This is a genomic window from Mesorhizobium sp. M0870 (assembly GCF_040319775.1).
Classification (GTDB): Bacteria; Pseudomonadota; Alphaproteobacteria; order Rhizobiales; family Rhizobiaceae; genus Mesorhizobium.
Genome location: NZ_JAMYOI010000018.1, coordinates 71,047 through 83,359, shown reverse-complemented (window position 1 = coordinate 83,359; position 12,313 = coordinate 71,047). Strand labels below are relative to the sequence as shown.

12 protein-coding genes are annotated in these 12,313 nt (G+C 62.4%); 2 read left to right on the top strand and 10 right to left on the bottom strand.

All coding sequences use genetic code 11. The annotated features are described in order from the left end of the window. Positions 1–129 precede the first annotated feature (129 nt). Entirely contained in the window at positions 130–1,872 is a 1,743-nt protein-coding gene (locus tag NKH97_RS21535) for a hypothetical protein (RefSeq protein ID WP_352798739.1), read from the top strand. Positions 1,873–1,881: 9 nt separating this feature from the next. Here the strand turns inward: NKH97_RS21535 and NKH97_RS21530 are convergent, their stop codons facing one another. The 9 genes from NKH97_RS21530 to NKH97_RS21490 form a co-directional block, all read right to left on the bottom strand. Then, on the bottom strand, positions 1,882–2,067 hold the full coding sequence (locus NKH97_RS21530; RefSeq protein ID WP_352441956.1) for a hypothetical protein: 186 nt from the start codon (positions 2,065–2,067) through the stop codon (positions 1,882–1,884). 94 nt (positions 2,068–2,161) lie between these two features. Beyond that, positions 2,162–3,208 (bottom strand): UDP-glucuronic acid decarboxylase family protein, encoded by a 1,047-nt coding sequence (locus tag NKH97_RS21525; protein WP_352798738.1) that lies wholly within the window; start codon positions 3,206–3,208, stop codon positions 2,162–2,164. Positions 3,209–3,231: 23 nt separating this feature from the next. Continuing rightward, entirely contained in the window at positions 3,232–4,335 is a 1,104-nt protein-coding gene (locus NKH97_RS21520) for a CgeB family protein (RefSeq protein WP_352441957.1), read from the bottom strand. Continuing rightward, positions 4,332–5,426, bottom strand: a complete 1,095-nt coding sequence (locus tag NKH97_RS21515) for a CgeB family protein (protein WP_023809476.1) — start codon at positions 5,424–5,426, stop codon at positions 4,332–4,334. The genes NKH97_RS21520 and NKH97_RS21515 overlap by 4 nt, the downstream gene beginning before the upstream one ends. After that, on the bottom strand, positions 5,423–6,553 hold the full coding sequence (locus tag NKH97_RS21510; RefSeq protein WP_352798737.1) for a CgeB family protein: 1,131 nt from the start codon (positions 6,551–6,553) through the stop codon (positions 5,423–5,425). The genes NKH97_RS21515 and NKH97_RS21510 overlap by 4 nt, the downstream gene beginning before the upstream one ends. Positions 6,554–6,555: 2 nt before the next feature. Then, positions 6,556–7,656 (bottom strand): glycosyltransferase family 4 protein, encoded by a 1,101-nt coding sequence (locus NKH97_RS21505; RefSeq protein ID WP_352798736.1) that lies wholly within the window; start codon positions 7,654–7,656, stop codon positions 6,556–6,558. Beyond that, entirely contained in the window at positions 7,641–8,933 is a 1,293-nt protein-coding gene (locus tag NKH97_RS21500; protein WP_352773679.1) for a TIGR04295 family B12-binding domain-containing radical SAM protein, read from the bottom strand. Before NKH97_RS21500 ends, NKH97_RS21505 begins: the two co-directional genes overlap by 16 nt. Next, complete coding sequence (locus tag NKH97_RS21495; RefSeq protein ID WP_352798735.1) at positions 8,930–10,003, bottom strand: NAD-dependent epimerase/dehydratase family protein; 1,074 nt, start codon at positions 10,001–10,003, stop codon at positions 8,930–8,932. Before NKH97_RS21495 ends, NKH97_RS21500 begins: the two co-directional genes overlap by 4 nt. Continuing rightward, positions 10,000–11,106, bottom strand: a complete 1,107-nt coding sequence (locus NKH97_RS21490) for an NAD-dependent epimerase/dehydratase family protein (RefSeq protein ID WP_352610921.1) — start codon at positions 11,104–11,106, stop codon at positions 10,000–10,002. The genes NKH97_RS21495 and NKH97_RS21490 overlap by 4 nt, the downstream gene beginning before the upstream one ends. A gap of 212 nt (positions 11,107–11,318) precedes the next feature. Here NKH97_RS21490 and NKH97_RS21485 point away from each other — a divergent pair, with 212 nt between their 5' ends. Further along, positions 11,319–11,591, top strand: coding sequence for a hypothetical protein (locus NKH97_RS21485; protein ID WP_127255003.1), 273 nt, complete (start codon positions 11,319–11,321; stop codon positions 11,589–11,591). 52 nt (positions 11,592–11,643) lie between these two features. Here NKH97_RS21485 and NKH97_RS21480 read toward each other — a convergent pair whose 3' ends face one another. Continuing rightward, on the bottom strand, positions 11,644–12,237 hold the full coding sequence (locus NKH97_RS21480; protein ID WP_164892923.1) for a response regulator: 594 nt from the start codon (positions 12,235–12,237) through the stop codon (positions 11,644–11,646). Positions 12,238–12,313 lie beyond the last annotated feature (76 nt).

The following is a 12,313-nucleotide window of genomic DNA, read 5'->3' as shown; positions in this document are numbered from 1 at the left end:
GTAAGTTCCTGGCGCCGAACCATCAGCGTGCCGGAATGTTCCTCCGCCCATCGAAAAATTGCGCGAGACAGCATGGATCGAAGCTGCATTCGATGCGTTGCCGCACGGCAAGCATTGGAAAACCGATCGATGATCGTCTACGGCGACCACAAGCAGACGCAGAACGCACAACAGCTTCGCAAAGCAGCCAGCGAAATGGCCGAAAGCCTGGATCGGATGTCTCATGGCATCCAACGCCATGCTGCATTGGTCGGACTGTTCATCAGCGTGTCGGAGCTGGTTCAGGCGCTTGCCGATGTCGATTTCGAAACTAGCGGCATCGACATCTTTTCGCCACGACAACAGCAAGGCGCCAGGTTGCTGGTCGGACTTGCGGCAGAGGTGGCGAAGTCGTGGCGAAGCGGTTTTGACGCCGGCGGTGGCATCGACCCGGGACTTTTCAAACTGCTGGCCGGGCTCGACTGCCAGGCCGAGGTTCTGACCGGCTCTGCCGAGGGTTATGCGCATTATGCGCTTTATCCCGAAAGCTATTTGGACGCGGCGCAGAAGTCGGGTCTCGATGCGAACACATGCGTGATCGGCGTCCGCAGCATTGGCCTCGGGCTGGCAGCTATGGTGGCGGCCTCGATTGGTGCGCCGGCACCATTCAGCGTTCGCCCGATCGGCCATCCCTTCCGCAGGCATATCAACGCCGATCCGCGGTCGATCGCCACTTGGATGAACAATCCATCGGCGCGTTTCGCGGTTGTCGACGAGGGTCCTGGCCTGTCCGGCAGTTCGATGCATGCCGTTGTCGTGTGGCTGCGTGAACTGGGTATCGATACGGACCGCATTCACCTGTTTCCCAGCCATTCAGGCGGCCCGGGCATCGAAGCGTCGCGGGAGGCTCGGGAGACATGGTCGCGCTGTCCGAAGCATGTGGCGACGGCGTTTGAATGCACCTTCTCCGAAAGCTCGAAAATTCCCACGTTGCGCGACTGGGTGGCCGAGGCGGTCGGCAGGCCGGAATTAAGCCTGACCGAGCTATCTGGCGGCGAGTGGCGGGCCGCCCACTACGCCGATGAAGGGCGCTGGCCGCCGAGCCCACGCGGTAACGAGCGGCGCAAATTCCTGGCGTCCGCCGGGCGTGACCGCTGGCTCGTCAAATTTGCCGGCCTCGGCGAAACCGGACTGCGCAAGAAACGAGCCGCGGGGATGTTGTATGAAGCCGGGTTCGGATCGCAAGTTGTCGCGCTTTGCCATGGCTTTCTGGTTGAACGGTGGATTGACGGCACCACGATGGATCAGGCGCCGCTGCCCAGGGAAAGACGGATCGCGGAGTTCACAAATTACCTGGCCTGGCGTGCGGTCAATCTTCGAACTTGCGAACCGGGTGCATCATTGCTTGCACTCGCGGAGATGGCTGTTTCCAATGCGTCGGAAGCCGTGGGCGAAAAACGCGCGGCGACGTTGCGCGGTTGGCTCTCGAAAAAAACTCCCGCGCATGTGCTTCAGCGGGTTGAAATCGACGGCAAGCTCCAACCGTGGGAATTTCTCGTTCGTGCCGACGGCAGGGTGCTCAAGACAGATGCTGTCGACCATTGCCGGGCACACAATTTGATCGGCTGCCAGCCGATTGAGTGGGACATTGCCGGCGCCCGTGTCGAGTACGGGCTATCCGACAGCGATGTGAGGACCCTGGTCCAAGGAATGAAGCTTGCCATCGACAACGGCCACATCGGCTTTTTCGAACCGTGCTATTTGGCATTCCAGCTCGGGCTCTGGAGCACGGCTGCGCAATCCGAAAATGGCCGGGAAAAAGCAAGGCTGGCCGCGACGGCAGACCGATATAGGATGCGACTGATACGGTTCCTGGACGAATGCCGGCCATGATCGTTCCGATCAGTCCAGCTTTCGCAACATGTCCGCTTCCTGCTCGAGAATAGTGGCCACTTCCTCCCGCTGGAGATGCGTCATCATCAGGCTGACGCAGCACTCGAGATAGGTGATCGAGGCGCGCCGCAGATAGGCAGCCGTCTCACGTTCGGCCATCTGGTCGATCTCTCTCGCGGGTCGCTTGGGTCGCATGAGGATGATCCTCCGTATCGGGTCCTCCCGCCAAACCACAAGCTTGGGCGGATGTTCCGCACGATCTCGGGAAAGATTCGACCGCCGGCTCGCATCATGCCGGAAGGTTCTGCAGCCCGCCGGATGCGGGTCTCGCCCTTTTGGCAAAGCCTGTCATCTGATCGCCGATGCGACTGCCTTCGAGCTCCGCGAAATAATCGATCGTCAGCTTGAGCCCTTCGTTGAGGGGCACCTTCGGTGTCCAGCCGAGCAGCGCTTTTGCACGCGAAATATCGGGCTGCCTGCGCCGAGGATCGTCTTGCGGCAGCGGCAGAAATCTCAGATCCGATTTGGTGCCGGTCATCGCCTTTACCAACGCCGCCAGTCGCACGATGCTGAATTCTCCGGGATTGCCCAGGTTGACCGGCTTGCCCGGATTGGGATCGATATCCATCAGTCGCCTCAATCCATCAATCTGATCGGAGACGTAGCAGAAGGATCGCGTCTGCAAGCCGTCGCCGAAGATCGTCAGAGGACGTTTCTCGAGCGCCTGCATGATCAGGTTCGAGACGATGCGGCCGTCCGCCGGATCCATTCTCGGACCGTAGGTGTTGAAGATGCGCGCGACGCGCACGTCGGCTTTGCCGGCTCTAAGATAGTCGAAGCAAAGCGTTTCGGCGGTGCGCTTGCCCTCGTCGTAGCAGGCGCGTGGGCCGGTGCAGTTCACATGGCCAACATAGTCCTCCTTCTGAGGATGTTGCTCCGGATCGCCATACACTTCGCTCGTCGAGGCCTGTAGCAGCCGCGCGTTATTGTGGGCAGCGAGTTCAAGCAGGTTGAGCGTGCCGATCACACAGGTTCGCGTGGTGTGGATCGGGTCGGCCTGGTAACGCGGCGGCGAGGCAGCGCATGCCAGATTGAAGATACGCTCCACGGGCTCGCCGAGATCCAATGGCCGGCAGATGTCCTGCTCGATCAATCGGAAACCCGGCTGGTCCATGATCGAGATGATGTTCTCCATGCGCCCAGTCAGGAAATTGTCGGCGCAGATCACGCGCCAGCCGTCGCGGAGCAATGCTTCGCAAAGATGCGAACCGAGGAATCCCGCACCGCCGGCAACAAGCACTGCCTTTGCCCTTTGCGCGTTTCTTTTTTGTCGCATCGTCGTTTTCTCCTGTATGCCGGTCATGCTGCGCTTCCGATGTCGAAATCGAGGGCCGCCGCCCTTGGCTGTGTCAACGCCGCCACGAATTCGCGGGCCCTGGCCGCACCGGTGTGGAATGCGAGGACGCGTTCGCGGGCCCGGCGGGCCATGGCCCGGCGTGTGCGCTCGGACTCGCCGAAGAGGATCTCGACGACAGCGTCCGTTTCTCCGGCGGTGTGGATCGCCGATGCGGGAAAGAAGCTGTCGAGCCCTGGCCAGCGATCGCTGATGATGGGCGTGCCGCAAGCAGCCGCTTCGAACAGGCGCACACTGGGCGACCATCCGGCAGCGATCATGGAACTGCGTGTGACGTTCAGCGTGTAGCGCTGACGGCTGTAGAACGCGGCATGATCGGCGGGCGGCAAATGTTCGATGCGTTCGACATTGTCCGGCCAGGTGATGTCGGATGGGTATTGCGAGCCCGCTACGACGAAACGGCGGTCCGGCATATGCCGTGCGGGTTCGAGCAGCAGCGCGTTCAGCGTTGCCTGCCGATCCGCGCTGTAGGTGCCGAGATAGCCGAGATCCCAGCGGATCGGATCGCCGGTCCGGTGATGCCGTTCCGGGTCGGCCGAGCAGTAGAGCGGTTCGGCTCGGCGCGCGCCGAACTCCTCCACCAGATGGCCAAGCATCGGCCCGCCGGTGAACGAGAAGTAGACATCGAAATACGGAATCTGCCGCCAGCTCAGATAATCGCAATCATCGGCCGAAAGCTGCGCCACGGTCACCGGTGTGTCGATGTCGTAGAAGCAGAAGCGCCCCTTGCAAAATGAAGCGACGATGTCGATGACCACGCGCCCTTCCGGCACGAAGGAGCCGATGACGACGATGTCGGCCTGCTCCAGGCACCGGGCGTAGTCGCGTTGCAACTCCGCAGTGGTTTCGTAGTAGCGCAAGGCGCAGAAATCCGGATCTCGCAGATCGCGGTGGTTGGCGTACCACGGCACGTCGCGCTCCAGAAAGGTCACGCGGTGGCCGAGTTCGTGCAGACCTTTCAGCAGGCCTCGAAACGTCGTGGCGTGGCCGTTTCCCCAGGACGAGGACAGCGACAGGCCGAGAAAGACGATGTTCAATTGCTTGGTCATTCCGCTGCCTCCACGGTCCCCTGCTCGAAATGACGTTTGAAGACGGCATCGGCCACGTCCGCCCGCAGCGCGTAGGTATGGTCGGCCAGCACGCGGCAAAGTGCGGCCTGGCCGATTGCTTTTGCACGACTGGAGGTCAGCGAGCGCATGATCTCGGCGACATCGCCGCCGTCGCGTGCCACCAGGATCTCCTCGCCTGGTTTCAGGAACAGTTCCACGCCCAGCCATGCGTCGGTGATGAGGCAGGCACCGGCGCCAGCCGCCTCGAAGACACGCGTGGCCGGTGAAAAACCGTTTACGGCCATGCTGTCGCGGCTGATGTTCAGCACTGCCTTGGGTGTGACGTTGAAGGCATTATGATCGCGGGTGCCAACGTGACCAAGCCAGCCGACGTTGGCGGGAAGCGGCTTGTCCCCCCAGCCAGATCCGCCGAGCAGAAAACGCTGTTTCGGAAGCTGGCTTGCGGGATCGAGGAAGAACGCTTCGACGCGTGCCTCACGATCCGGCAGCCGGTTGCCCAGGAACGCCAGATCGCAAGCGAAACGCGCATTGCTGGCGACCGGGTGATGCGTTTGGGGATCGAGCGCATTGTAGATCGGCACGCATTCGTTCGCCCCCATGGCACGGTAGGCCCAGACGACGGGGTCGCCGCCGCCATAGGTCAGCACAAGGTCGATTTCTTGCAGGGCGCCATGGAGCGGATGGTCCGGTTCGTCGCGCAGCTGGGCAAGGGTTGCTGGAGCGTCCACGTCCCAGAATACCACCAGCGCGTCGCTGCGGGCGTGGTCGAGGACGGCGCGCAGCAGCGCCTCGTCCTCGAAACCGACGCCACTCGCCTTGACGACGATGTCGGCGCTGGCGGCGCGTGCCGCGACCTGCATCAGTGCGTGCTGGGTCGCTTCATATACGACCACAGTGCACCAGTCAGGCGCCTCGATGTCGCGGTTCTTCTGCCGGTCGTAGACGTCGGGCTCATAGAAGGTGATTTCGTAGCCCAATTGGGAAAGCGCCTTCAGCAACCCGCGATAGTAAGTCGCGGCACCGTTCCAGTAGGACGACAAGAGGCTCGATCCGTAGAATGCCATCTTCATGCGGCGGCTTCCTTTGCGGTGGTCTTGTTGATGGTGTGTTCGGCTGTGCATTCCGTGAGCACGCCGAACAACTCGTCGACGCGGTGCGAGCAGGTGTGCCGCGAGCGGATGGTCTCGAGACCCGAAGTCACCAGGGAAGCCGCGAAATCCGCATCGGCCAATACCGCCCGCAGGTGTTGCCGCATTTGCGAGCCATTGTGGGCAAACAGAAAGTCGACGCCGGGCCTGAACAGCTGCTCGACATCGGACCATGGTGCTGAAATCAGCGGAATGCCGCAGGCGAGCGCCTCGAACATGCGGATCGTCGGAATTCCGGGCAAACCCTCACGATAGGGGCGCCGTGGGATGTGGACGGTGACACGATGCGCGGCGAACGCCTTCGGCACGTCGGCATTGGCGATCCATCCGTCATAGCGCAGTCCGGCGGCGGCTAGGTCCGTGAGCGCCGGCTTGGGATAGCGGACGCCGTGCACCGTGGCCTCGAGGCCGAGATCGCGGACCGGCTTGATCAGAAACTCCCTGAGTTCGACGGTTCGTTCATCGTCGCCCCAGTTTCCAATCCAGACCAGATCGGACGTGACGTGGATCTCCGGGTGCGGCTTGAACAGGCGATCGTCCGCGGCTTCATGCCAGGTGAAGACGCGCTTGCCCCAGCCGGCGCGCAGATAGCTCTCGCGCAAGGCCTCGCCAAAGGCGAGAACGCCGTCATAGTGCTCCAACCGCAGCGCCGAGATTGCCTCGGTCGCCGATACGGCCCGGTGGTGGGTGTCATGAAACAGAAGGATGAAGTTGCCGCCAGCGGCCCGGGCACCGCCGATGCGTGCGACAAGCTCCGGATCCGTCCACTCATGAACGATCACGACGTCGGCCTCAGCGATCCAGGCTTCGTGATCGAACCCGGCATCATAGGTCACCGGCATCAGTTCTGGGAAATCCTTGCGGAAGCGTTCGATGGCGAAGGGTCCCTTCTCGGCCAGCAGGTTCGAACGGCTCCAACCGTCCGCCGGCTCCAGCGCCACCGCCTGGTGCCGGCGCGCGATCAGTTCCCGCATGATACCGCGCAGGAAATGGGCATTACCGTGGTTCCAGTCGGAAACGACCGAGTGGGTGTAGAACAGAAAGCGCATGGTCAGCGCCCCGCCATGGCCAGGGCCGCCTTGTCGTAGACGCCTCGCATGGCAGCCGCTTGCCTGACCAGTGTAAACCGGCGGCTCCGTCGCATGGCTGCCTGGCCGAGCTCCCGCCTGAATTCGGCGTCGCTGGAGAGACGATTGAGGCAGGCAGTGAGGTCGTGCGGATTGCGCGCATCAAAGAACATCGCGGCCCCGTCCCATAGTTCGCGATAGGTTGCGATGTCGGAAAGCACCAGTGGCGTTGCCGACATGGCAGCTTCCAGCGCGGCCAGACCGAATGGCTCATAGATCGATGGCGACACGAAAATACCGGCGCGCGCCATCAAGGAGCGCACCTCGTGAGACGGCAGTGCTCCCAGAGGAACGGCATAGCTGAAGCCGGCACGCCCGCCGTTGGGACCGTGCATCGAACCGGCGGCAAAGATGGGCCATTGCGTCAGTGACGCGGCCTGGTCGATCACCGCCGCATTTTTGCCCTCGTCCCACCAACGGGCGGCGGCGAAGACGAGCGGTTGACGCTTTTCGGCTCTCGGGACGGGGCGGGCGCTATTCGCCACGACGTGCAGGCGCGGGATCGGGCCGTAGCAGGTCTCAAGCATGTCGGCGTGGCTGCGGCTCGGCGCAATGACTGCGTCGGCCCGATCCAAGCCGCGCCTGTTGCGCTCCTTCTGCCAGGCCCATGCGCGATCCACTGCCTGTTTCCTGACGGCGTGGAACCATGTCGTCACGCAGGAATGGGAGACCACCACGGCTGGGCATGGCGCATCGAATCCCGATGCCTGCGTCGGCGCGTTGAAATGGACAAGGTCGATGGCGTGGTCGCGCATGGGCGCAAGCAATTCCCGCGGCAGCGCGTCGAGGTCGCCGCCGTCGCGGGTCATCCAATCCGGCGGCGTACTCAACCAGATCAGCGTCGTGAAAGCCTCCGCCTCCTCGGCTTGCTGCCTCGACGGTTGTGGACCGAGGCCGGCAAGCACCACGCTGTCGCCGCCGTTCACAAGTTCCCGTGCCAGATCGAGGGCATAGCGCCATACGCCGCCCACGGCATCGACGGTCATCAGGATGCGCCGCGAGCGCGGCGTCAGTGTCCGCAACATGTCGCCTCCAGCTCCGCCAGCGGCCGCGGGCGCCTCTCCTGGATGTCACTGAATTTCTGGAACGACGCGAGGTAGTGATCATGGGCCCGCTCCCAGGCAAGGTCGTCGGGTTCGCCCCACATCTCGCGGTAGCTGGGCGAACTCGGATACGGGTAAAGCGGCACAGGTTCGTTGGCCCATACGCCGTGGTCGATCAGGTGAGTTCGCCAATGCTCGACCAAGGCGGGATCATCTTCGACCACGCCGATCAGATTGGCCTGGACAAATGGAACGTGACGTCTGGCATCGACGAGCAGCGCGGCGAGTTCCTCGGTCCCCAGCCGGCAGCGCTTGGCCAGCATCGCCCGGCCTTCGACGGTCAGGCTTTCGAGCCCGGCCTCGATGGAGACGCAGCCCGCGGCGCCCAGCAATTCCAGCAGCTCGGGCTTCCACAGATCGATGCGGGTCTGTACGCCGAATTTCACGTCGCGATCGACCAAGGCTTCCAGCAACGCTTTTTGCGGCAGGAAGATCTCGTCGATGAAGTAGACGTAGCCGACACCCTGGGCAATCAGCCGATCGATCTCCGCTACCACCGCTTCGTGGTTTCGACGGCGATAGGCATCACGGAAATCGATCTTGGCGCAGAAGCTGCAATTGTAGGGACAGCCGCGCGATGCCTCCACTTCCGCGCCGAACCCGACCTGACTGTCGTCAAACCTGTGATGGTGATGCGCATGGGCTGCGATCCAGTCCGCTGGCCATTCGAGTGGCGGATGATCGACAAACGAGCTGGCGTGGACGCCGCCGTTCGAAACAACCCTGGCATCCCGCAGATAAGCGGTTGAGGGCACGGCGCTCCAATCGTCGCGCCGGGCAAGTTGCTCGACGACTTCTTCGCATTCGCCGCGCACGACGATGTCGACGCCGAGCTTGCGCAAGGTCGGCGCCGGCGTTGCAGAGCCGTGCGGCCCGACCGCGACCGTGCGTCCACCGCGCCCGGCCAGACGGTTGAGGAAATCGGCCGGCACACGCAATTCCGGCGGTGCGCAGCGCCAGAACAGATAGGTCGGGGCGGTACTGACGACGGTCATAGCCGGGGCGAAATCAGCCACCCGCTCGCAGAGACCGGAATTATCGAGCTTCTGCAACTGGCCATCCAGCATCAGCACCTGATGTCCGGCGGCTTCGAGCAGGGCCTTCGAATAGCCGAGTTCCAGCGGCAGATGCGGTTGGCGGCAGCCGAAATAAATGCTGTCGTCATACGTCCAGGACGGGTTTACCAGGGCGATTTTCATGCAACGTACCTCACGGCTTCAGGGCGAGGCTCGAGCCGATGGCGGCGCAGCCAGTCGGCGAGGTCGCGGATGCCTTCGCGCCATGAAACATGGGCCATCCAGCCAAGCGCGGTTTTGATCTTGCGGGTGTCGGCGACGAAGAAGGGCTGGTCGCCGGTGCGTTCCCCATCATGGCGGATTGAAAGATCATGGCCGGTCAGGCTACGGATTTCGCTCAACAACCTGCGCAGGCTGACCGCATTTTCCGGGCCGCCGCCAAGATTGAATGCCTGGCCTTTGGTGGTCTCGATGCGATCGAGCACGGCCCTGTAGGCGGCGACGGCATCGGAGACATGCAGGATATCGCGCACTTGCCTGCCGTCGCCGTAAATGGTGATTGGGCGTCCCGTCAGCGCGCTGAGCAGGAAGTGTGCGACCCAGCCCTGGTCCTCGGTTCCGAACTGGCGCGGTCCATAGATGCAGCTCATCCGCAGAACCGCCGTCGGCATGCCGTAAGATTTGGCATAGTCGAGCACATACTGATCCGCCGCGCCTTTGGAGCAACCGTAGGGCGTGCAGAAGTCCAGGCCCCGAGCCTCATCGATGCCGTTCGCCTGGATGACGCTGTCGCAAGGCACATAGCAATCGCCGTCCTCGCGGACCGCGACGTCGGGCAGGCTGCCATAGACCTTGTTGGTGCTGGCGAAGATCACAGGGATGCGCTCACCGCTCAGTCGCGCCGCCTCCAGAACGTTGAACGTTCCGCGAAGGTTGATGTCGAAATCCTCGCCCGGCTCGACCAAGCTTGTGGTGACGGCGGTTTGCGCGGCCAGATGGAAAATTGCCCTGGAAACCATCAAGACAGGCGCCAGTGCGTTGGCGTCTCGCACGTCGATCGTCTCCACCGTGAGGCGACCACCGTGTTTTTGCGCCAGCCATTCAAGGTTCTGCTGGACGCCCGGACGGCTGAGATTGTCGATCACCAGTACCGGCTCGCCATCCGACAACAGGCTGTCGGCGAGGTTCGATCCTATGAAGCCGCTGCCGCCGATGATGGCGATCGGCGCGTCGCGTCGATTGCGTGTGTTCATGAGACCAACCCACGTTCTTCTAGCTCGCGCTTCATGTCGGCGCCGCGGTCGACGGCGGACGTGTTACGCACCCAGGAAACGAACTCGCCGAGCGAATTCTCCAGTTGCCGCACCGGCTCGAAACCGAGCAGCTCACGGGCCTTGGAGATATCGGCGAAGCAGTTCCGGATATCGCCGGAGCGGGCTTTGCCGAGCAGTTCCGGCGAGCGGTTCGGTGTCCCCATGGCTTCGGCCAGCAATCGCGCGACTTCGCTGATCGCATAGGCGCGGCCGCTGCCGATGTTGATGACATGACCCCTTGCCTGGCGTTGCTGCAGCGCAAGGCGAAAGGCGCGGGCGACGTCATGCACATGGACGAAATCGCGCTTCTGTTCTCCATCCTCGAAGATCATTGGCCGTTGGCCGTTGGCGAGACGCGAAGCGAAGTTGGCAAGCACGCCGGTATAGGGATTGGATAACGCCTGGCCGGCGCCGAAGACATTGAACAGGCGCAGCGCGACCGCATCGACGCCATAGGCTTCGCCGAAGATCAGCACGGCGCGTTCCTGTGCGTATTTTGTCAGCGCATAGATGGAGGCGAGATCGACCGGCTTTTCTTCGTCCGTCGGCAGCGGCGAGAGGGCGTCTCCCTCTGGCGACAGCGGGTTCCATTGCCCGCTCCTGATGTCGCTCGCCTTGCGCCGAGCATTGTCGACACGCCGGCCGTCTGGCGTTGCATAGAGCCCTTCGCCATAGACGCTCATCGACGAGGCGACGACGATCCGTTCGACCGGGTGCTTGATCAGCGCCTCGAGCAGCGTTGCGGTGCCGAGATCGTTGGCGCCGACATAGCGCGCGATCTCGTACATCGATTGTCCGACGCCGACTTCCGCCGCCAGATGAATGACCGCGTCGACACCTTCCAGCGCACTGGCGACCGCCTCTCGGTCCCGGACGTCGCCCTTGATCAGCTCGGTTCCAGCGGGAAGCGCGACGGCTTCGCCCGCATGCACCTGCTCCAGCAGCGCATCGAGGATGCGAACCGAATAATCCTGCTCGACGAGTTCCTGTGCGACATGCCGGCCGATGAAGCCGCAGCCTCCTGTAACCAATATGCGTTTCACGACGACTCCTCAGACAAGTAACCTCGGCGCCCCGAACTTTTCGGCAAAAGGTTTGTTCCCTTGCTTCAACAAAGTTCCTTTGGCCGGTCCCATTGGGAGCCGGCGCAGCGCGATCACCGCGCGGTGCTGGAACATTGGCGCCCCTGTGCTGTTAGGACGCCCGACAGCCCGCGTGTCCCATGTGGCAACGCCGATGATCAAAGGAGATTTCAATGTCTCAGTCGCAAACGACCACCAACCACGACGAAATTCGCAAATGGGCCGAGGAGCGGGATGGCCGGCCGGCAGTGGTGCGCACCAAAGGCGAGGGCGGCATCCTGCGGATCGACTTCGGCGAGCCCGAGGAAGCATTCGAGCCCGTCGAATGGGACGAGTTCTTCCGGATATTCGACGAGAATGATCTGGCCTTTCTGTATCAGGCCAAGACCGGTGAGGGGAAAGCCAGCCGTTTCAACAAGTTCGTCGAGCGCAATCAGAAGGGCTGATGACGCCGGTCAAATGGCCTATCTGTACGGCCAAGTTTTCTTGGAAGGCAAACTAATGCATCAGTTTTGCGCCGCGGGTTTTCGCCATCTCTTGCATGATGCCGTTGAGCCAGTTTTCAGTGGATTGACCAAGCTGTCTGCGGTCGACATCCCGGATCGCTTGCTCGAGCGTCCTCTCGACGAGCCGATCCGATGCCTCGACGTCTGCCAGCAAAAGGCGCGCCGCAAGTCGCAGTTTGGGCAAAAGCGCGAAGACGTCGTCGGAGGGGTCCGACATGGGGGTCTCCCGCCCAGATGCCTGCGGGGGAAAGAGCGCGTTGAACACCGCCTGGCTGCCCGAGGATTTCCGCAAATTGCTGGCGTAGCGGAGATGATCGGGAATGGCGATGTCGTCATCGCCACTGAAGAACACGAAGGGGACACCCCGGCGCATCAACTCATCGGCGATTGGAAACACGCGTCGGCCATTGAGATTGACGTCGAGGATTGCAGCTTCAGCCGTCCCGGTGTGTTTGGATGCCTGTTCGACGGTTGCAGCGGGACCGAGGATGATGGCGCCCATATTGCTGAAAAACCGCGCAAGATCCCCCGCCATCGTCCATTCGTCTTCGACTATCAGAATATGCAGCCCCCGCAGGTCGCGCACGTCGTCATCCTTTCTTGGAACGGAGGTTAGAATGCAGCGGATTTGCCTTCCGAATTCTGTCGTCCAAGGCCGCCTG